The 18,277-nt window shown below is 40.7% G+C and carries 29 protein-coding genes and 1 pseudogene; all 30 read right to left on the bottom strand.

From position 1 onward, the window contains the following. Window positions 1-835: 835 nt before the first annotated feature. On the bottom strand, window positions 836-2,161 hold the full coding sequence (locus tag ACFILA_RS02270) for a replication-associated recombination protein A (protein WP_375643221.1): 1,326 nt from the start codon (window positions 2,159-2,161) through the stop codon (window positions 836-838). An 8-nt stretch (window positions 2,162-2,169) separates the two neighbouring features. After that, entirely contained in the window at window positions 2,170-3,564 is a 1,395-nt protein-coding gene (locus ACFILA_RS02265) for a DegQ family serine endoprotease (protein WP_273791422.1), read from the bottom strand. 268 nt (window positions 3,565-3,832) lie between these two features. Beyond that, window positions 3,833-4,261, bottom strand: coding sequence for a 50S ribosomal protein L17 (gene rplQ, locus ACFILA_RS02260; RefSeq protein ID WP_273791421.1), 429 nt, complete (start codon window positions 4,259-4,261; stop codon window positions 3,833-3,835). A gap of 24 nt (window positions 4,262-4,285) precedes the next feature. Next, window positions 4,286-5,299 carry a DNA-directed RNA polymerase subunit alpha gene (locus ACFILA_RS02255; protein WP_273791420.1) on the bottom strand — a complete coding sequence of 338 codons (1,014 nt, stop codon included), beginning with the start codon at window positions 5,297-5,299 and terminating at the stop codon, window positions 4,286-4,288. Window positions 5,300-5,393: 94 nt separating this feature from the next. Then, entirely contained in the window at window positions 5,394-5,783 is a 390-nt protein-coding gene (gene rpsK, locus ACFILA_RS02250) for a 30S ribosomal protein S11 (protein ID WP_007347762.1), read from the bottom strand. A 115-nt stretch (window positions 5,784-5,898) separates the two neighbouring features. Further along, a complete protein-coding gene (rpsM, locus tag ACFILA_RS02245; protein WP_026500557.1) occupies window positions 5,899-6,267 on the bottom strand; it encodes a 30S ribosomal protein S13 in 369 nt (122 codons plus the stop codon). A gap of 180 nt (window positions 6,268-6,447) precedes the next feature. After that, window positions 6,448-7,026 carry an adenylate kinase gene (locus ACFILA_RS02240; RefSeq protein WP_375631284.1) on the bottom strand — a complete coding sequence of 193 codons (579 nt, stop codon included), beginning with the start codon at window positions 7,024-7,026 and terminating at the stop codon, window positions 6,448-6,450. Continuing rightward, window positions 7,023-8,369 carry a preprotein translocase subunit SecY gene (gene secY / locus ACFILA_RS02235; protein ID WP_273791418.1) on the bottom strand — a complete coding sequence of 449 codons (1,347 nt, stop codon included), beginning with the start codon at window positions 8,367-8,369 and terminating at the stop codon, window positions 7,023-7,025. Before secY ends, ACFILA_RS02240 begins: the two co-directional genes overlap by 4 nt. Window positions 8,370-8,531: 162 nt before the next feature. Then, on the bottom strand, window positions 8,532-8,999 hold the full coding sequence (gene rplO, locus ACFILA_RS02230) for a 50S ribosomal protein L15 (protein WP_273791417.1): 468 nt from the start codon (window positions 8,997-8,999) through the stop codon (window positions 8,532-8,534). 20 nt (window positions 9,000-9,019) lie between these two features. Continuing rightward, window positions 9,020-9,226 (bottom strand): 50S ribosomal protein L30, encoded by a 207-nt coding sequence (rpmD, locus tag ACFILA_RS02225; protein WP_375631283.1) that lies wholly within the window; start codon window positions 9,224-9,226, stop codon window positions 9,020-9,022. A gap of 31 nt (window positions 9,227-9,257) precedes the next feature. Next, window positions 9,258-9,806 carry a 30S ribosomal protein S5 gene (rpsE, locus tag ACFILA_RS02220; protein WP_273791415.1) on the bottom strand — a complete coding sequence of 183 codons (549 nt, stop codon included), beginning with the start codon at window positions 9,804-9,806 and terminating at the stop codon, window positions 9,258-9,260. A gap of 111 nt (window positions 9,807-9,917) precedes the next feature. Continuing rightward, complete coding sequence (gene rplR, locus ACFILA_RS02215) at window positions 9,918-10,280, bottom strand: 50S ribosomal protein L18 (RefSeq protein ID WP_375660563.1); 363 nt, start codon at window positions 10,278-10,280, stop codon at window positions 9,918-9,920. A gap of 12 nt (window positions 10,281-10,292) precedes the next feature. Then, on the bottom strand, window positions 10,293-10,826 hold the full coding sequence (rplF, locus tag ACFILA_RS02210; RefSeq protein ID WP_273791413.1) for a 50S ribosomal protein L6: 534 nt from the start codon (window positions 10,824-10,826) through the stop codon (window positions 10,293-10,295). Between the two features lie 39 nt (window positions 10,827-10,865). Continuing rightward, complete coding sequence (gene rpsH / locus ACFILA_RS02205) at window positions 10,866-11,264, bottom strand: 30S ribosomal protein S8 (RefSeq protein WP_375637438.1); 399 nt, start codon at window positions 11,262-11,264, stop codon at window positions 10,866-10,868. A gap of 14 nt (window positions 11,265-11,278) precedes the next feature. Continuing rightward, complete coding sequence (gene rpsN, locus ACFILA_RS02200) at window positions 11,279-11,584, bottom strand: 30S ribosomal protein S14 (protein WP_273791412.1); 306 nt, start codon at window positions 11,582-11,584, stop codon at window positions 11,279-11,281. 24 nt (window positions 11,585-11,608) lie between these two features. Beyond that, complete coding sequence (gene rplE / locus ACFILA_RS02195) at window positions 11,609-12,166, bottom strand: 50S ribosomal protein L5 (RefSeq protein WP_273791411.1); 558 nt, start codon at window positions 12,164-12,166, stop codon at window positions 11,609-11,611. Further along, complete coding sequence (gene rplX / locus ACFILA_RS02190; protein WP_015856579.1) at window positions 12,159-12,473, bottom strand: 50S ribosomal protein L24; 315 nt, start codon at window positions 12,471-12,473, stop codon at window positions 12,159-12,161. Before rplX ends, rplE begins: the two co-directional genes overlap by 8 nt. A gap of 12 nt (window positions 12,474-12,485) precedes the next feature. Then, the gene (rplN, locus tag ACFILA_RS02185; protein WP_004855715.1) at window positions 12,486-12,854 is read right to left on the bottom strand and encodes a 50S ribosomal protein L14; all 369 of its coding nucleotides are present in this window, start codon (window positions 12,852-12,854) and stop codon (window positions 12,486-12,488) included. Window positions 12,855-12,998: 144 nt separating this feature from the next. After that, the gene (gene rpsQ / locus ACFILA_RS02180) at window positions 12,999-13,238 is read right to left on the bottom strand and encodes a 30S ribosomal protein S17 (protein ID WP_012231991.1); all 240 of its coding nucleotides are present in this window, start codon (window positions 13,236-13,238) and stop codon (window positions 12,999-13,001) included. Between the two features lie 11 nt (window positions 13,239-13,249). Then, the gene (gene rpmC, locus ACFILA_RS02175) at window positions 13,250-13,450 is read right to left on the bottom strand and encodes a 50S ribosomal protein L29 (protein WP_273791410.1); all 201 of its coding nucleotides are present in this window, start codon (window positions 13,448-13,450) and stop codon (window positions 13,250-13,252) included. 12 nt (window positions 13,451-13,462) lie between these two features. Beyond that, a complete protein-coding gene (rplP, locus tag ACFILA_RS02170) occupies window positions 13,463-13,876 on the bottom strand; it encodes a 50S ribosomal protein L16 (RefSeq protein ID WP_273791409.1) in 414 nt (137 codons plus the stop codon). A 36-nt stretch (window positions 13,877-13,912) separates the two neighbouring features. Further along, window positions 13,913-14,623, bottom strand: a complete 711-nt coding sequence (gene rpsC / locus ACFILA_RS02165) for a 30S ribosomal protein S3 (RefSeq protein ID WP_273791408.1) — start codon at window positions 14,621-14,623, stop codon at window positions 13,913-13,915. Further along, on the bottom strand, window positions 14,623-15,012 hold the full coding sequence (gene rplV, locus ACFILA_RS02160) for a 50S ribosomal protein L22 (RefSeq protein WP_273791407.1): 390 nt from the start codon (window positions 15,010-15,012) through the stop codon (window positions 14,623-14,625). Before rplV ends, rpsC begins: the two co-directional genes overlap by 1 nt. A 2-nt stretch (window positions 15,013-15,014) precedes the next feature. Next, complete coding sequence (gene rpsS / locus ACFILA_RS02155; protein ID WP_004855734.1) at window positions 15,015-15,293, bottom strand: 30S ribosomal protein S19; 279 nt, start codon at window positions 15,291-15,293, stop codon at window positions 15,015-15,017. A 15-nt stretch (window positions 15,294-15,308) separates the two neighbouring features. Further along, entirely contained in the window at window positions 15,309-16,142 is an 834-nt protein-coding gene (gene rplB, locus ACFILA_RS02150) for a 50S ribosomal protein L2 (RefSeq protein WP_273791406.1), read from the bottom strand. A 20-nt stretch (window positions 16,143-16,162) separates the two neighbouring features. Continuing rightward, entirely contained in the window at window positions 16,163-16,456 is a 294-nt protein-coding gene (locus ACFILA_RS02145) for a 50S ribosomal protein L23 (RefSeq protein WP_273723987.1), read from the bottom strand. After that, on the bottom strand, window positions 16,453-17,073 hold the full coding sequence (rplD, locus tag ACFILA_RS02140) for a 50S ribosomal protein L4 (protein ID WP_273791405.1): 621 nt from the start codon (window positions 17,071-17,073) through the stop codon (window positions 16,453-16,455). Before rplD ends, ACFILA_RS02145 begins: the two co-directional genes overlap by 4 nt. A gap of 2 nt (window positions 17,074-17,075) precedes the next feature. Further along, window positions 17,076-17,813, bottom strand: coding sequence for a 50S ribosomal protein L3 (rplC, locus tag ACFILA_RS02135; RefSeq protein ID WP_273791404.1), 738 nt, complete (start codon window positions 17,811-17,813; stop codon window positions 17,076-17,078). Between the two features lie 27 nt (window positions 17,814-17,840). Then, complete coding sequence (rpsJ, locus tag ACFILA_RS02130) at window positions 17,841-18,149, bottom strand: 30S ribosomal protein S10 (protein WP_005773267.1); 309 nt, start codon at window positions 18,147-18,149, stop codon at window positions 17,841-17,843. Window positions 18,150-18,209: 60 nt separating this feature from the next. Next, window positions 18,210-18,277, bottom strand: a pseudogene (locus ACFILA_RS02125) (elongation factor Tu); the annotation flags it as partial.

The raw sequence follows: 18,277 nt of genomic DNA, 5'->3' as shown, positions 1-18,277 counted from the left end.
CATTCATGACCATCACAATAAAGAATTGGCATTGCTTATCTTATGACACATAATAAACTCTAATAAAGTAATATCTCTATGGGAGCATAGTTAACATATTTATATCTCTCTAGAAAAGGAACAATTTAATTTTAAACACAATGTTCTACAGCCCTTCTGCTTATCCCTTTGATTAAATACTTGAGAGACTAAGAATTCTCCTGCTATTGATCACAAAAAAACGCATCATCAATCAACCTCATACCCTATTGCATCGAAGAACAAAACGCCATTGTGTTGCATATTCATACACTTGATTTAAGAAACATCTCTCAAAACTTCTAAGCTCGTTTTGTGACAACACCTATGAATGTGGTATACTACAAAACCCTTTAGGCGCCACCATCTTTACTCTATGGAAGGAGAAAGCCGGCACCCATCACACTATTTATCATCCCCCAATGTTGCAACAGTTCTCGGCACTTGAGACAATTCATAAGAAGGATTTTTAGTCCTTTCTTGTACAGTTTTTATCACACGGTAATCCTGCTTGTAACATGCAAGTAAATGATTTGATTGATTCAACAAATAACAGACTTGGGATGAGAGAAATTTACGGTATTTGAAACTTTCATTCAACTTACGAAACAGTCTATTATTATAAGTCAATATATTATTTAATAAAACCAAAAAAAATAAAGCAGCTTAAAAGTTGAATGATATATTTAAATTTGAAAAACTATGTACTTTCGAAGATATCAAAAAAAATCTCTACAAGCAATGCAATAAATGTTTAAAATATAAGCTAAATTTCTCATACAATAACATAAGAGATCAATAAAAAACGTATTTCAACTCAAATTTTATTTTGATCTTTACGTTTTTTGCGCAACTGTTGCCACCACTCAAGACGTTTCACAATTTCACGCTCAAAACCACGCTCAACTGGTTTATAATAACTCTGACGCCCAAGTTTTTCGGGAAAATATTCTTGTCCTGAAAAAGCGTCTGGTTCATCATGGTCATAACAATAACCACTTCCATACCCTTCTTCCTTCATAAATTTCGTAGGAGCATTAAGAATATGCTTAGGAGGTGATAAAGAGCCATTTTTGCGCGCACAACGCAGTGCTGCTTTATACGCGAGATATGCTGCATTTGACTTTGGCGCAGTTGCAACATAAAGACATGCTTGCGCCAAAGCCAACTCTCCTTCTGGTGATCCTAAATAATCATAAGCATCTTTTGCTGCATTACAAATGACAAGAGCTTGAGGATCCGCCAAACCAATATCTTCAACAGCCATACGAACCAATCTTCGCCCAATATAGAGAGGATCTTCACCAGCATCCAACATACGTGCCAAATAATAAAGCGCAGCATCAGGATCAGATCCACGAACGGATTTATGCAACGCTGAAATGAGATTATAATGCCCATCTCGTCCTTTATCATAAATGGGCGCACGACGCTGAATAACTTTTTGCAAAGCAACAACATCAAGAATCTCTCCCAATGGAGCAATAGACCAAACTTCCTCTGCCAATGTTAACGCTACCCGCGCATCACCATCAGACATCTCTATCAAAACGTCTCTGGCATCATTATCCAAGGGAAGAGTTTTTCCCTCCACTTCTTCAGCACGCTTCAAAAGCATGTCCAAACTTTCATGATCATGAGAAAGAAATGTTAAAACACGTGCACGCGAAAGAAGGGCAGCATTCAGTTCAAAAGAAGGATTTTCGGTTGTTGCACCTATAAGTACCACAGTACCCTCTTCCATCACAGAAAGAAAACTATCCTGCTGAGCACGATTAAACCGATGAATTTCATCAACAAAGAGAAGTGTTTTATCCCCAGATATAAAACGCCTCTGCGCAACTTCAAAAATCTTTTTAAGTTCAGAAACTCCTGTAAAAATAGCAGAAACCTGTTCAAACGCGAAATTTGTTTCAAGGGCTAACAAACGTGCAACGGTCGTTTTTCCCGTCCCTGGAGGTCCCCAAAAAATCATCGATCCAATTGAGCCAGTTGCCGCCATACGTGAAAGCAAACCATCCTCTCCAATCAAATGCTTTTGTCCCACAACATCATTGAGAGAACAAGGGCGCATTCTTTCTGCAAGTGGCTGATTTTTATTAACTTGAAAATCAAACGACGAAGTAAAAAAATCTTTCTTCAAAAAAAACCTCAACGAATAAATTGGCGAATATACATACCATCACGTTCATATTCCAATTGCCACATATTTGAGCGACCTTGCATAAGAACCTTTTTCAACTGATGAACTGTTTGAATTTTATGGCCATTTACAACACGTAGAATATCTCCTGACTGAAAAATTCCAGCTGCATTGCTCATTTCCTCAAGATTGGTAATCACAACCCCTTTTGCAGATATAGGAAGATGAAAACGTCGACTATTTTGCGGTGTTAAATCTAACACCTCAGCACCAGCAAGAGGACTGTCACCCGTAATTTTTTCAGATTTTAAAAATGCAGTTTCTGATATTGATGAAACTGTTATTTGTGTTTTTAAAGTTTTTCCACTTCGTAAATATTCCAAGGCAAGACTATGCTCAACGTCAGCTGTCATCAAACGATAACCAAGACTATCTGGACTGTCAACGCGTACCCCCTGCACACTCAAAATAACATCACCTACTTTCAATCCAGCTTTTTCAGCAGGACTATCTTTGATAACTTCAATAATCAGAGCACCATAGGGACGTTCTAAACCTAAACCACCAGCAATATCAGGTGTAACATTTTGAAAAGAAGCCCCAATATAAGGCGGCACAAAATATTTTCCACCGCGTTTAACAGTATTAAGCATTACTTTTACAAGATTAACTGGAATAGCAAAACCAATCCCTACCGAACCACCGGAACGCGAATAAATAGCCGTATTAATTCCGATTAACTGACCTTTCATATCAATTAAAGCGCCACCAGAATTCCCTGGATTAATGGCTGCGTCTGTTTGAATAAAAAAGTCAAAATCAGAAATCCCAACACGTGTACGCGCTTGCGCTGAAACAATACCACTTGTAACTGTTTGACCAACACCAAAAGGATTACCAATAGCCAGAACAAGATCACCAACTTCAACAGCATCAGAATTTCCCAAAGAAAGAACAGGAAATTGAGCATCTTTTTCCTCAACTTCAAGAATTGCAATATCAGTCGCTTCATCTTTGAGCACAACCTTACTCTCAAACTCCCGCCCATCAGAAAAAGCCACTTTAATTTCGCTTGCATCTTTAATGACGTGGTAATTTGTAACAATCAAACCACGTGCATCAACAATCACCCCTGATCCTAATGACGATTGCTTACGAACAGGAAATTTATTTTGAAAACGACCAAAAAATTGCTCAAAAAATGGATCGCCTTCAAAAGGTGATCGTGCTCTAATTTGTCGAGCTGCATAAATATTTACAACAGATGGAACTGTCTTTTTAACTAAAGGAGAAAATGAAAGAGTGATTTCTGTTTGTGTTTGAGGAACATGAGCATATACATGATCAAATGATATCTGCATCATAATTGCAAAAAAAATCCGCACCCAAAAAGAATACCTCATAATCCACTCCTTATAAAATCAGCACATTCTGTTGAAGATTAATAGAATAAAAAAACGCATCCCCGCAAATTAAGGATCTCTATTAATATTTCATAATAGAGAATAAAAACAACCTATTTGAACAATAAATATTATAAAAATAAGATAATTCAATACTCTATAATTTTCTCTCTGCACCTATTTCTCAACTAAAATAAACTTAAAAATACTCACAAAAAAACCGCCCAAAACAAGGCGGCCTTTAAAAATCCAACAGAATAAAAAAACTCTACGAAGATGTTCCCTTTTCATTCTCAGAAGCCTCCATGCGAGCACGATCCCCAGCACCCTTCGCTTCAACATCACGATCAACAAACTCTATAACAGCCATGGGTGCATTATCACCGGTACGAAACCCCGCTTTCATAATACGCAAATACCCACCGTTGCGTGATGCATAACGTGGCGCAAGCGTATCAAATAATTTTGCAACCTTTCCCGCATCACGAAGTGCTGCAATTGCTTGCCGACGCGCATGCAAACCACCACGCTTACCAAGAGTAACGAGTTTTTCAACAATAGGACGAATTTCTTTAGCCTTTGGAAGCGTTGTCACAATCTGCTCATGCTCGATCAACGAAGTTGCCATATTTGCAAACATCGCTTTACGGTGACTGGCAGTACGATTCAACTTGCGTCCTGACTTACTATGGCGCATAAGCCCTCTCCTTAAATTCTAATTTTAATATTGATCTTCATAACGTTTTGCAAGATCATCAATGTTCTCAGGCGGCCACGCAGGAATTTCCATTCCAAGATGTAAACCCATACACGCCAAAACTTCTTTAATCTCATTCAACGATTTGCGACCAAAATTCGGTGTCCGAAGCATTTCAGATTCTGTTTTTTGAATCAGATCACCAATATAGACAATATTATCATTCTTAAGACAATTTGCCGAACGAACTGAAAGTTCTAATTCATCCACTTTTTTGAGAAGTGCAGGATTAAAAGAAAGCTCAGAATCAACCTCTTCAATAGGCTCCTTCTGTGGCTCTTCAAAGTTAATAAATAACGATAATTGATCCTGAAGAATGCGTGCTGCAAAAGCAACAGCATCCTCTCCATTAACAGCACCATTCGTTTCAATCGTTAAGGTCAATTTATCATAATCCAAAACTTGACCTTCACGCGTATTTTCCACTTTATAAGAAACTTTACGAATTGGTGAATAAAGACTATCAATTGGAATAAGCCCTATACGTGCATCATCAACACAATTACGATCAGATGGAACATAACCCTTTCCTGTGTTGACAATAAATTCCATACGAATCTCAGCATCTTCATCAAGAGTACAAATAACATGATCTGGATTTAGAATTTCCATATCCCCGACTGTACTGATATCTCCCGCTTTCACGACACCAGGCCCCTCTTTATAAACGACGACACGTTTAGGCCCTTCTTCTTCCATACGAAGCGCAATTTCTTTTATATTCAGAATAATATCCGTAACATCCTCACGCACACCTGGAATCGATGAAAATTCATGCAAGACACCGTCAATCTGCACAGCAGTAATAGCAGCACCACGAAGCGAAGATAACAACACGCGACGAAGCGCATTTCCTAAGGTTAAACCAAAACCACGCTCAAGAGGCTCAGCAATCACACTTATAATATTTGGATTATCATGTGCACATGATTCAACCTTATTGGGTTTAATAAGTTCCTGCCAGTTTTTCTGGATCATATTTTTATTCCCGTTCTTTAGTTCCGTTACCATTCAATCGTAACGACCAATGTGAACATCAGAGAAATCTCCGACAACAAAAAACAACACCCAATTAAACACGCCGCCTTTTCCGTGGACGACATCCATTATGAGGAATTGGTGTTACATCGCGAATAGAAGTAATGACAAAACCAACAGATTGCAATGCACGTAGAGCAGATTCACGCCCTGATCCAGGCCCACAAACTTCGACTTCCAAAGAACGCATACCATGCTCTTGCGCTTTTCTTGCACAATCCTCCGCAGCAACTTGAGCAGCAAAAGGTGTCGATTTACGCGCACCTTTAAACCCCTGAGCCCCAGCAGATGACCAAGCAATTGCATTACCCTGAGCATCAGTAATAGTAATCATTGTGTTATTAAATGTTGAATTAATATGCACAACACCCGATGAAATATTCTTACGTTCGCGACGACGAACACGTGTGGCTTCCTTGGCCATAATTTCCCTTTCAACGATCTCATCACTGCCGTAACATCAGCAGCTCCACCTTTTTTTCCTTGTCAAACAAATCAAACAAGAAAAAAGAATATATAAAAACCTTCCACAAAGGCCCTTATTTCTTCTTACCAGCAATTGCCTTAGCCGGACCTTTACGCGTACGGGCATTCGTATGTGTACGCTGTCCTCGGACAGGCAAAGACCGGCGATGACGCAATCCTCGATAACAACCAAGGTCCATCAAACGCTTAACATTCATAGCAACCTCACGACGAAGATCACCTTCAACTTGATAGCCCTGATCTATAGCCTCACGAATCTGCAGCACCTCAGCATCTGAAAGCTCATGCACACGACGCCCCAAAGGAATGCCAACTCTTTCAATAATTTCTTGAGCAAATTTTGGTCCAATCCCGTGGATATATTGAAGCGCAATAATTACACGCTTATTTGTCGGGATATTGACGCCAGCAATACGAGCCACGCCTACTCTCCTTAGTTATTTTGACAAATTGTTATAAAATACCTGATATACCTTACAGAAAAAAATAGACTCAGAAAAAAATTCTTCCGAATCCTCTTATTTCACTAAAATAAATTAAATTTACTTCTGATAGATTTCATCTCAAAAGTCAACTCTTTTCATTTATTTCTAAAAAAAATCTCATGAAAGAAAACTTCTAATCATACGTGTCACTTCAGCAACACCAATCATTCCATCAACAACTTTCAACATTCCCCTCTCTGAATAAAACTTTGATAAGGGAGCTGTTTTTTCACGATATTCCACTAATCTTTTTGCAAAAGCAACAGGATTGTCATCTAAACGAACCTGTCCACCAGCCGCTATTGTTTCCTCAACACGCTTCTTCATACGTTCAATCAACACGTCTTCATCAACACACAACTCAATAACAGCATTAAGCCGCGTATTTTTTGAATCCAGTATCTGTTGCAACGCTTCCGCCTGCCCCACAGTTCGCGGATATCCATCCAAAACAAAACCGTTTACACAATCAGCTTCATCAATCCGATCTGATACGATTTGGTTAACAATACTATCAGGAACCAAAGCACCAGAACTTATAATAGCTTTAGCTTTTTTACCAATCTCCGTTTCTTTGGCAATCACCTCACGCAACATATCCCCTGTTGATAAATGAGGAATGTTATATTCCTCAGTCAACATTTTTGCTTGCGTACCTTTTCCTGCTCCAGGAGGACCTAAAAGAATAACTCTCATCGATTCCTTCTACCTCCACGAAGTTTTGATTTTTTTATCAACCCTTCATATTGGTGGGCAACAAGATGCCCCTGAATTTGAGCAACCGTATCAAGTGTAACAGTAACAACAATCAACAAGGATGTTCCCCCAAGATAAAAAGGAACCTGTAATGCAGATATCATAAATTCAGGTAACAAACAAACCAAGATAATATAAACAGCGCCCACAACAGTAATACGCGTCAAAACGTAATCAATATATTCGGCTGTACGCTCACCTGGACGAATCCCTGGAATAAAACCAGAATGTTTTTTCAATTGATCTGCAGTATCACTTGGATTAAACACAATAGCTGTATAAAAAAAGCAAAAAAACGCCATTAAAAATGCATAAACAATCATATAAAGTGGCTGTCCATGACCAAGAGCATAAGAAATCTCCTGAACCCATTGTGGCATTTTATCAGAAAAATTATTAATAGTGGCAGGCAATAATAATAAAGATGAAGCAAAAATAGGTGGAATAACACCAGCAGTATTCAACTTTAAAGGAAGATGCGACATATCTCCTTGAAACATTTGATTACCGACCTGACGTTTCGGATATTGGATAAGAATTCGCCGTTGTGCACGCTCTATAAAAACAATAAGCCCAATAACCAAAACAGCAATAAGAACGATTCCTATTAAAAGAAAAGTTGATAAATCAGCCTGACTATGAGCTGTCAAAAGCTGAGCAAAAGTAGAAGGAAAGTTGGCTACAATCCCTGTAAAAATGATAAGAGAAACCCCATTACCAACACCACGTGACGTAATTTGCTCGCCAAGCCACATAAGAAACATCGTTCCGCCAACAAGTGTAATAACAGAAGAAAAACGAAACATAAGACCTGGTTCTAAAACAATTTGAAGCCCCGACCCTATACCGCTTTCAAGCGCAACCGCAATACCAAAAGCTTGTAGAATTGCCAATACGACTGTTACATAACGCGTATATTGATTGATAATCTTACGACCTAAATCCCCTTCTTTTTTAAGAGTCTCCAAAGAAGGAATAATAGATGTTAACAATTGCACAATAATAGATGCCGATATATAAGGCATGATACCCAGCGCAAAAATAGCCATACGCCCAACGGCACCTCCAGCAAACATATTAAAGAGTCCTAATACACCAGACGCGTGATGTTCAAATGTTTGCCGCAAAGCATCGATATTGATACCTGGAAGAGAGATGTAAGTGCCAAAACGATATACAAGAAGCGCCAACAGAGTAAACCAGATGCGTTTCTTTAATTCAGTTGCACGCGAAAAGGTACCGAAGTTTATATTGGAAGCAAATTGCTCTGCTGCTGATGCCATAAAACGTCTCCACTTTACACTCCAGTTCTTTAAATCACAGAAGTATAATCCTAAAATTCACATACGCATACACAAATAAATGCAGAACTTAAACAAGTCTCCACAAAAGATCCCACAAAACAAATATAATTCTTCTTTAGGTCTCTATTCATATTAAAAAAATTATCGAGCAATATCAGGAAAAATGACCTGACCACCCACTTTTTCAATCTTAACACGAGCAGCTTGTGAAGCACCAGAAACATGAAAGGTAATCTTAGCCTTCAAATCACCATCAGAAAGAAGACGAACCCCATCTTTTTCACGACGAATAATACCAGACTCTTTCAAAGCAATCATATCAACAGGCTTTTCAATATTCAACTTACCCGCATCAACTGCCAACTGAATACGTCCTAGTGAAACTTCATTGTAGGTTTTGGCAAAGAAATTTCTAAATCCACGTTTTGGCAAACGACGATAGATAGGCATTTGCCCACCTTCAAAACCATTAAGGGAAACACCAGAACGTGACTTTTGCCCTTTTACACCACGACCACCAGTCTTACCCATACCGGAACCAATGCCACGCCCAACACGCTTACGATTTTTTATTGCGCCTTCGCAATCACGCAGTTCATTGAGTTTCATATATAATACTCCCGCAACCCTTAACCTTCATCTATAACGCGAACAAGATGCCGAACCCGAGCAATCATACCCCGCACACAAAGTGTATCATCTAAAACGCGCCGACGACGCATTTTATTTAGTCCAAGCCCCTTTAAGGTTGCACGCTGAATCTGTGAGTTTCGAATAGGGCTTCCAATTTGCTCCACCGTCACAGTTTTATTACTCTGAGATTTTTTCTGAACCATTTCCTAATTCCTTTTCTGATAATCTCAGAAACTACCCTTCTAGGTCGACTAAATGGCGACGACGCGCCTGCAAAGTCGAATATTTTATACCACGTTGAGCAGCAATATCTCTAGGATGCATTTGATGTTTCAATGCATCAAATGTTGCACGAACCATGTTATAAGGATTCGACGATCCTAGCGATTTTGCAACGACATCCTGCATACCAAGAGCTTCAAAAATAGCACGCATCGGTCCCCCAGCAATAATACCAGTACCAGCAGAAGCCGAACGTAGCAAAACACGCCCAGCTCCGTGACGACCTTCAAGATCATGATGCAATGTACGCCCAGACCGAAGTGGAACATAAATCATCCCACGCTTTGCAGATTCCGTTGCTTTACGAACGGCTTCGGGAACTTCGCGGGCTTTACCATGTCCAAAACCCACACGTCCTTTTTGATCTCCAACGACAACAAGAGCAGCAAAACCAAAACGCCGACCACCTTTTACAACTTTAGCAACACGATTGATATGAACGAGCCTATCGACAAATTCATTATCGCGTTCTTCTCTATCACCACGTTCTTTTTGTGCCATTCCTCATTCCTTTTTCTTTTCCGGAAGCACGATAACAAAGTCCCTCACCAAACTGGAAGAACTTAAACGAAAAACTCTAAACTCTCCTTACTCATTCATAAATAAGAAATTTTAGAAATTCAAACCACCTTCACGAGCAGCCTCAGCTAAAGCTTTGACGCGACCATGGTACACATACGCTCCACGATCAAAAACCACCTCATTAACACCCGCTTTCTTCGCACGCTCAGCAATTAACTTACCAACAGCAAAAGCTGCCTTTTTATCAGCACCACTCTTTAACGACTTTTTTAAATCACTTTCAAGAGTAGAGGCTGAAACAAGTGTACATCCCCGCAAATCATCGATAACTTGAGCATAAATGTTCTGATTTGAACGATAAACACTAAGCCGAAGACGATCATGAGAAACCATTTTAATTCTACGACGAACACGCCTTGCACGACGTTGGATAATGTCCTTAGATGAAACCATAATACAAAATCCTTATTTCTTTTTACCTTCTTTACGGAAGATACGTTCATCTGCATGCTTAACACCCTTACCTTTATAAGGTTCAGGCCTACGATACTCCCGAATCTCCGCTGCAACTTGTCCAACTTGCTGTTTATCAATTCCAGAAACAACAATTTCTGTTGGCTTAGGAACAGTCACAGTAACACCCGACGGAACTTTATAAACCACATCATGCGAAAAGCCCAGAGATAGTTGAACATCCTTACCCTGCAAAGCAGCACGATAACCAACCCCATTAATCTCCAACCTCTTTTCAAAACCATCTTTCACACCACAAAAAATGTTCTCAATCATTGAGCGCGACATTCCCCATTTAGAACGCGCATCTTTTGACTGATCCCGCGGCATAACTGATATGATATTTTCCTCAAGTTTGACTAAGACTTCATCATTGACGACGTAACTCAGCTCACCTTTTGGACCTTTTGCCTTAACCAGCTGACCTTCAACAGTAGCAGTAACTCCAGAAGGAATTGAAATGGGTTTCTTTCCAATACGAGACATTGTTCTAACCTACTTTTTCTTCCGTTTTCTTGACATAACTTAGAAAACACGACAAAGGAGTTCTCCACCAACATTCTGTTCACGCGCCTCATGATCTGCCATGACGCCTTTAGGAGTCGATAAAATCGAAATACCGAGGCCATTAGCCACCTGTGGAAGTGACTTAGCAGAAACATACACACGACGCCCTGGCTTTGATACACGTGCAATCTCACGAATAGCAGCCAGCCCTTCAAAATACTTCAATTCGATTTCAATCTCAGCTTTCCCATCACCTAAATCAATTTGATTATATCCGCGAATATAACCTTCCGACTGAAGAACATCAAGAACGTGCGCACGAAGCTTCGAAGCTGGAGTAACTACTTTACCTTTTTTACGACCAAGTGCATTACGAATACGTGTTAACATATCACCAAGAGGATCTGACATAGACATTAAATAATCTCCTCTTACCAACTAGATTTTACAATACCAGGAATATAGCCAATAGAGCCAAGCTCACGCAACGCAATTCGCGACATTTTTAATTTACGATAATAAGCCCGCGGACGACCTGAAACCTCACAGCGATTACGAATACGAACTTTCGAAGAATTACGCGGTAACTCTGCCAACTGAACAGAAGCTTTAAAACGTTCTTCAAGAGAAACCTTCTGATCCATAACTATTGCTTTCAAACGTGCACGACGGGCAGCATAACGCTTTACCATCACCTCACGACGCTTATTTTTTTCAACGGCACTTACTTTGGCCATAATTTCACCTCACTATGTTTGCCGTTACGAACGAAAAGGAAAATTAAAAGCACGCAATAATTCACGAGCCTCATCATCCGTTTTTGCTGTCGTACAAACAATAATATCCATGCCCCAAATTTGATCAACTTTATCATAGTTGATTTCTGGAAACACAATGTGTTCTTTAATACCCATAGCAAAATTGCCACGACCATCAAAACTCTTTGGATTTAAACCACGAAAGTCACGAACCCGCGGAAGAGCAATCGTAACAAGACGATCTAAAAACTCAAACATACGATCTTTACGCAATGTAACTTTAGCCCCAAGAGGCATTCCTTCACGAACCTTAAAGGTCGCAATAGAATTACGCGCACGCGTAACAACAGCCTTCTGACCCGTTATTAGCCCTAAATCCTCAGCAGCAAGGGAAGGCTTCTTCGAATCAGCAGTTGCTTCACCTATGCCCATATTTATTACAACTTTATCAATCCGCGGAATTTGCATCGCATTTCTGTAATTAAACTTCTCTTGAAGCGCTTTACGAATCACTTCAAAATAATGCGCTTTCATACGCGGTACTTGTCTTTCCTCAGCCATTAATCAACTCTCCCGAACGCTTGGCAAAACGCACCTTATTACCATCTGCATTCATACGAAAGCCTACACGTGTAGGCTTACCATCTTTAGGATCAGCAATCGCCAAATTAGACAGATGAATCGGAGCTTCTTTAGAAATAATTCCAGCCTCTTGCTTCTGCGTTTGACGTTGATGACGTTTAATCATATTAATCCCACGAACAAAAGCCTTATTCTCTTTTGGACTAACCTTAATTACTTCACCACTACATCCTTTATCCTTACCGGACAAAACAACAACTTTATCACCTTTTCGAATCTTCTGCATAACATTTACTCCTTATAGAACTTCAGGAGCAAGCGAGATGATCTTCATATGATTCCTACCACGCAATTCGCGGGGAACAGGTCCAAAGATACGAGTACCAATCGGCTCTTTTTTATTATCCACTAAAACCGCAGCATTACTATCAAAACGAATGACACTACCATCTGCGCGACGAATATCCTTAGCAGTACGAACCACAACAGCTTTCATAACATCACCTTTTTTAACACGGCCACGAGGAATTGCATCCTTAACCGAAACAACAATAATGTCACCGACCGAAGCATATTTCCGCTTTGAACCGCCTAACACCTTGATGCACATGACACGACGCGCTCCAGAATTATCAGCAACGTCGAGATTTGTTTGCATCTGAATCATGACTGGCCACCTTCTCTTAACACATATATCCGATTGTACCTTTTATACACTCGGATTTGCCTGCCAAATAACGATAAATTCATCGCCTTCAAATTTATCAATGATAAAAACACTGTTAAATTCTAAAACAATAAACTTAACCCATTACGCTACATTGTCTTTTACAACAATCCAACATTTATCTTTCGAAATTGGTCTAGATTCTTGAATAGAAACTTGATCCCCAATCTTGAATTGGTTGTTTTCGTCATGCGCTTTATAATTTTTAGACTGCCGAACAGTCTTCTTAAGAAGCGGATGAGAATAACGGCGTTCAACTTTGACAACAACAGTCTTATCACTTTTGTCGCTAATAACAACACCCTGCAAAACGCGTTTAGGCATCTCTTATTTCCTTAAACCTTAGTTTCACTTATCTTTTGACGAAGAAAAGTTTTAATACGCGCAATATCACGACGAACTTGTCTAACACGCGCAGTCTTTTCTAATTGACCTGTTGCTTTTTGAAAACGCAAATTAAATTGCTCTTTCTTTAACTTAGCCAATTCATCTTTCATTTGGTCGAGCGTTTGCGCCCGTAATTCTGTGGCTCTCATCGCTTAACCTCATTATTCAGCAATACGCTGGATGAAACGCGTTTTTATAGGCAACTTTGCAGCACCCAACCTTAGCGCTTCACGTGCAACATCTTCCGGAACTCCATCAAGCTCAAACATGACGCGCCCAGGAGCAACACGTGCAGCCCAATAATCAACACTTCCCTTACCTTTACCCATACGAACTTCAGTCGGTTTAGATGTAACCGGAAGATCTGGAAAAATGCGAATCCACACACGACCAGAACGCTTCATATAACGTGTAATCGCACGACGCGCCGCTTCAATTTGACGAGCAGTAACCCGCTCCGGCTCAACAGCCTTCAAACCGTAGGCACCGAAATTCAAATCCGTACCACCCTTCGCAGAACCGTGAATACGGCCTTTGAACTGTTTACGGAACTTTGTGCGCTTTGGCTGCAACATTGTTCTCTACTCCAAATTTTAGTTCAATCTCAAAAACTAAGCATTTTCGCGGCGACGATTCGATGAAGAACCAGATTGATCAGCTTCCGTAGCACGACGTTCTGAAGCCATCGGATCATGCTCAAGAATCTCACCCTTAAAGACCCAAACTTTAATACCACAAATACCATAAGCGGTCTTAGCTTCTGCTGTACCGTAATCAACATCAGAACGCAAGGTATGAAGTGGAACACGACCTTCACGATACCATTCCATACGAGCAATTTCAGCACCACCAAGACGGCCAGAACAATTGATACGAATACCTTCCGCACCAAGACGCATAGCAGACTGAACAGCACGCTTCATTGCACGACGAAAAGCAACACGACGCTCTAACTGTTGAGCAATTGATTGTGCAATAATTGTCGCATCAATCTCCGGTTTACGAATCTCCACAATATTCAATGAAGTTTCAGCATCCGTCATTTCTGAAAGCTTACGACGAAGCTTTTCGATATCAGCACCCTTTTTACCAATAATCAAACCAGGACGTGCAGAATGAATCGTAATACGACACTTCTTATGAGGACGCTCAATAACAACCTTAGAAATAGCCGCCTGTTTAAGCTCCTCAAGCACATATGAACGAATTTTCAAATCTTCATGAAGAAGGCGCCCATATTCACCACTATCAGCATACCAACGAGAGTCCCAAGTCCGATTAACACCAAGACGAAGTCCTATTGGATTGATCTTCTGCCCCATTACGCGGCCTCCACTTTTTCGGTAACTTCACGAACAATAACAGTAAGATGCGAAAATGGACGCTCAATTCTACTAGCACGCCCTCGACCACGAACATGAAAGCGCTTCATCACTATCGACTTACCAACATAAGCTTCCGCCACAACAAGCGAATCAATATCAAGATCGTGGTTATTTTCTGCATTTGCAATTGCTGATTCAAGCGTTTTTTTCACAGTAGCAGCAATACGCTTGCGTGAAAACATCAAATCAGCGAGCGCTACATTAACTCTTTTACCACGAATCATTGCAGCAACTAAATTAAGCTTCTGCGGACTAACACGAATTGTCCGCGTGACAGCTCTTGCTTCATTATCTTTAAGCTGGCGCGAAACTTTAGCTTTTCCCATTCCTACTTCCTCTTCGCTTTTTTATCGGCACCATGACCATAATAAGTCCGGGTAGGAGCGAACTCACCAAACTTATGCCCAACCATCTCTTCAGAAACAGAAACAGGAATATGCTTATTACCGTTGTAAACACCAAAAGTTAAACCAACAAATTGCGGTAAAATAGTAGAGCGACGACTCCATATTTTTATAACTTCATTGCGCCCACTTGCACGTACCTTCTCTGCTTTACCAAGAAGATAGCCGTCAACAAACGGACCTTTCCACACTGAACGAACCACTTCAGACTACCTTTCTCATTTCTTGCGTTGATGACGCGTACGCATAATAAATTTATCAGTGGCTTTATTGGAGCGCGTACGCTTACCTTTCGTAGGTTTACCCCAAGGAGATACTGGATGGCGCCCCCCCGATGTACGACCTTCACCACCACCGTGCGGATGATCAACGGGGTTCATAGCAACACCACGAACATGTGGACGTTTACCACGCCAACGTGACCGACCCGCCTTACCATCATTAATATTCCCATGATCAGGATTTGAAACAGCGCCAACAGTTGCAAAACAGCTACTCGGAACCAAACGCTGTTCACCAGAATTTAAACGAAGAATAGCCATACCATGATCTCGTCCAACCAACTGCGCATAAGCACCTGCTGAACGCGCAATCTGCCCTCCTTTTCCTGGCTTCATCTCAACATTATGAATAATGGTGCCTACAGGCATATTACCAAGAGGCATAGCATTACCTGGTTTAACATCCACATTTAAACCAGCCATAACAGAATCACCAACACCAAGACGCTGTGGCGCAAGAATATAACTCAATTGCCCATCCTCATAGCGGATTAAAGCAATAAAAGCGGTACGATTAGGATCGTATTCTAAACGCTCAACCTTTGCTGAAACATCACGTTTAAGACGCTTAAAGTCGACAAACCGATAACTACGTTTATGTCCACCACCCTGAAAACGAGCAGTAACACGACCGCGATTATTACGTCCACCCTTTGAAGACAAACCTTCAGTTAACATCTTTATAGGTTTTCCCTTATAAAGACAAGAACGTTCCACAATAACAAGCTGACGCTGCCCAGGTGTAGTTGGATTAAATTGCTTAAGTGCCATTATTCCTATCTCCGAGCCTCTTAAAGACCTGTCGAAACGTCGATAGTCTGACCACTGGCCAGAGTTACGATCGCTTTTTTGACATCACTCTGCCGACCAACTATACCTTTGAAACGCTTCACTTTACCCTTACGGACTATCGTGTTAACTGCTTTAACTTTTACGCTAAAAAGCGCTTCAATAGCAGCCTTAATCTCAGGCTTCGTCGCTTTCGGCGCGACATTAAAAGCAACTTGATTATATTCAGAAATCATAGTCGCCTTTTCAGTAATAACTGGACTAATAATTATATCATAATGGCGAAGATCTGTCATTTAAAACGCTCCTCAAGAGCCTCAACAGCTGCTTTTGATAAAACAAGTTTGCTGCGACGCAAAATATCATAAACATTAATTCCCTGAATAGGCAAAATGTCAATATTAGGGATATTAGAGGCTGCACGAAAAAAGTTAATATCAATCTCTTTACCACCAATCAAGAGAGCGTTATTAAATCCAAGCTTAGAAAAATGAGAAACAAGCATCTTCGTTTTAGCATCCTTAACAGTCAACTCATCCACAATAATCAAATCTTTTGCTTTTAATTTTGCAGATAAAGCAAGACGCAACCCAAGAGCACGAATCTTTTTAGGAAGATCATGCGCATGGCTGCGAACCACTGGTCCATGTGCCTTACCCCCACCTCTAAACTGCGGTGCACGTGCAGATGAATGTCGAGCACGCCCAGTTCCTTTCTGTTTAAACATTTTTGCCCCTGTTCGCGACACATCAGAACGACCTTGGGATTGATGACTTCCCTGCTGACGACGTGCAAGCTGCCAACGAACAACACGTTGCAAAATATCCTCACGCGGAACAAGATCAAAAATAGCTTCAGAAACCTTTAATTTGCCAGCTTCATTACCATCAAGAGTTTTAATTACAAGATCCATTATTAGGCTCCCTCAACTTCAGAGGTTTCCGTCACCGGAGTAACCATTTCCGCTTTCTCCTTCACAAGACGGCGAATACCGGCAGGCTTTGGAGCATTATCAGGAAGACGCTTCTTCACAGCATCCCGTATCAAAATCCAAGAACCTTTAGAACCAGAAACAGCACCACGCACTAAAATTAAACCACGCTCACTATCTGTGGAAATAACTTCAATATTCTGTGTTGTTACACGCACTTGCCCCATATGGCCGGCCATTTTTTTGCCTTTAAAAACTTTACCAGGATCTTGGCACTGCCCCGTAGAACCATGAGCACGATGTGTGATCGAATTACCATGGGAAGCACGATGCCCACCAAAGTTATGTCGTTTCATAACACCAGCAAACCCCTTACCAATACTGGTACCAGTCACATCAACTCTTTGTCCTGGAACAAAATGTTCCACTGTAATCTCAGTACCAACATCAAGAAGATTGTCGGGACTCACACGAAACTCTGCTATTTTGGCTTTAGGCTCAACAGAAGCCTTAGCAAAATGTCCACGAAGAGCTTGTGAAGTATTCTTAACCTTAGCAAAGCCTACACCTAATTGAACAGCAGTATAACCATTCTTTTCAACTGTACGCTGAGCAACGACTTGACAATTCTCCAAACGAAGTACCGTCACCGGCACATGCTCACCAGCATCATTATAAATACGGGTCATGCCCAGCTTCTGTGCTATTACACCTGAACGCATCGGGTCTGTTCCTTCTGTCCTCAAACCTCAGAGCTTAATTTCTACATCCACACCAGCAGAAAGATCGAGCTTCATAAGCGCATCCACTGTTTGCGGCGTTGGATCAACAATGTCAAGAAGACGCTTATGTGTTCGCATCTCAAACTGCTCACGACTTTTCTTATCGATATGCGGTCCACGATTGACCGTAAACTTCTCAATCCGCGTCGGAAGCGGAATGGGACCACGGACATTTGCACCGGTACGTTTAGCAGTCGATACAATCTCACGCGTCGACGTATCAAGAATTCTATGATCAAACGCTTTCAAGCGAATGCGAATATTCTGACTGTTCATGCTCTTTATTTCCCTGTTATACAAAGTGCATTAATAATTAAAGCACTCAACAAGCATTATTTATTCAATGATCTTAGAGACGATACCGGCACCAACAGTACGACCACCTTCACGAATAGCAAAACGAA

Source organism: Bartonella sp. CL71SXKL (genome assembly GCF_042194935.1).
Lineage (GTDB): Bacteria > Pseudomonadota > Alphaproteobacteria > Rhizobiales > Rhizobiaceae > Bartonella.
Note: the sequence above shows the minus strand (reverse complement) of the source record. Positions and strands in the feature narration are given on the sequence as shown.

What these genes read in the sequence shown, in the direction of transcription:
- ACFILA_RS02265 (WP_273791422.1), bottom strand. Translation starts at nt 3,564, where the DNA reads ATGAGGTATTCTTTTTGGGTGCGGATTTTTTTTGCAATTATGATGCAG.
- rplQ (WP_273791421.1), bottom strand. Translation starts at nt 4,261, where the DNA reads ATGCGCCATAGTAAGTCAGGACGCAAGTTGAATCGTACTGCCAGTCAC.
- ACFILA_RS02255 (WP_273791420.1), bottom strand. Translation starts at nt 5,299, where the DNA reads ATGATCCAGAAAAACTGGCAGGAACTTATTAAACCCAATAAGGTTGAA.
- rpsK (WP_007347762.1), bottom strand. Translation starts at nt 5,783, where the DNA reads ATGGCCAAGGAAGCCACACGTGTTCGTCGTCGCGAACGTAAGAATATT.
- ACFILA_RS02240 (WP_375631284.1), bottom strand. Translation starts at nt 7,026, where the DNA reads ATGAGAGTTATTCTTTTAGGTCCTCCTGGAGCAGGAAAAGGTACGCAA.
- secY (WP_273791418.1), bottom strand. Translation starts at nt 8,369, where the DNA reads ATGGCATCAGCAGCAGAGCAATTTGCTTCCAATATAAACTTCGGTACC.
- rplO (WP_273791417.1), bottom strand. Translation starts at nt 8,999, where the DNA reads ATGAAACTCAATGAACTGCGTGATTGCGAAGGCGCAATAAAAAATCGT.
- rpmD (WP_375631283.1), bottom strand. Translation starts at nt 9,226, where the DNA reads ATGGTTCAGAAAAAATCTCAGAGTAATAAAACTGTGACGGTGGAGCAA.
- rpsE (WP_273791415.1), bottom strand. Translation starts at nt 9,806, where the DNA reads ATGGCACAAAAAGAACGTGGTGATAGAGAAGAACGCGATAATGAATTT.
- rplR (WP_375660563.1), bottom strand. Translation starts at nt 10,280, where the DNA reads ATGGTTTCATCTAAGGACATTATCCAACGTCGTGCAAGGCGTGTTCGT.
- rplF (WP_273791413.1), bottom strand. Translation starts at nt 10,826, where the DNA reads ATGTCTCGTATTGGAAAGAAACCCATTTCAATTCCTTCTGGAGTTACT.
- rpsH (WP_375637438.1), bottom strand. Translation starts at nt 11,264, where the DNA reads ATGTCTATGTCAGATCCTCTTGGTGATATGTTAACACGTATTCGTAAT.
- rpsN (WP_273791412.1), bottom strand. Translation starts at nt 11,584, where the DNA reads ATGGCCAAAGTAAGTGCCGTTGAAAAAAATAAGCGTCGTGAGGTGATG.
- rplE (WP_273791411.1), bottom strand. Translation starts at nt 12,166, where the DNA reads ATGGCTGAGGAAAGACAAGTACCGCGTATGAAAGCGCATTATTTTGAA.
- rplX (WP_015856579.1), bottom strand. Translation starts at nt 12,473, where the DNA reads ATGCAGAAGATTCGAAAAGGTGATAAAGTTGTTGTTTTGTCCGGTAAG.
- rplN (WP_004855715.1), bottom strand. Translation starts at nt 12,854, where the DNA reads ATGATTCAGATGCAAACAAATCTCGACGTTGCTGATAATTCTGGAGCG.
- rpsQ (WP_012231991.1), bottom strand. Translation starts at nt 13,238, where the DNA reads ATGCCTAAACGCGTTTTGCAGGGTGTTGTTATTAGCGACAAAAGTGAT.
- rpmC (WP_273791410.1), bottom strand. Translation starts at nt 13,450, where the DNA reads ATGAGAGCCACAGAATTACGGGCGCAAACGCTCGACCAAATGAAAGAT.
- rplP (WP_273791409.1), bottom strand. Translation starts at nt 13,876, where the DNA reads ATGTTGCAGCCAAAGCGCACAAAGTTCCGTAAACAGTTCAAAGGCCGT.
- rpsC (WP_273791408.1), bottom strand. Translation starts at nt 14,623, where the DNA reads ATGGGGCAGAAGATCAATCCAATAGGACTTCGTCTTGGTGTTAATCGG.
- rplV (WP_273791407.1), bottom strand. Translation starts at nt 15,012, where the DNA reads ATGGGAAAAGCTAAAGTTTCGCGCCAGCTTAAAGATAATGAAGCAAGA.
- rplB (WP_273791406.1), bottom strand. Translation starts at nt 16,142, where the DNA reads ATGGCACTTAAGCAATTTAATCCAACTACACCTGGGCAGCGTCAGCTT.
- ACFILA_RS02145 (WP_273723987.1), bottom strand. Translation starts at nt 16,456, where the DNA reads ATGACAGATCTTCGCCATTATGATATAATTATTAGTCCAGTTATTACT.
- rplD (WP_273791405.1), bottom strand. Translation starts at nt 17,073, where the DNA reads ATGGATCTTGTAATTAAAACTCTTGATGGTAATGAAGCTGGCAAATTA.
- rplC (WP_273791404.1), bottom strand. Translation starts at nt 17,813, where the DNA reads ATGCGTTCAGGTGTAATAGCACAGAAGCTGGGCATGACCCGTATTTAT.
- rpsJ (WP_005773267.1), bottom strand. Translation starts at nt 18,149, where the DNA reads ATGAACAGTCAGAATATTCGCATTCGCTTGAAAGCGTTTGATCATAGA.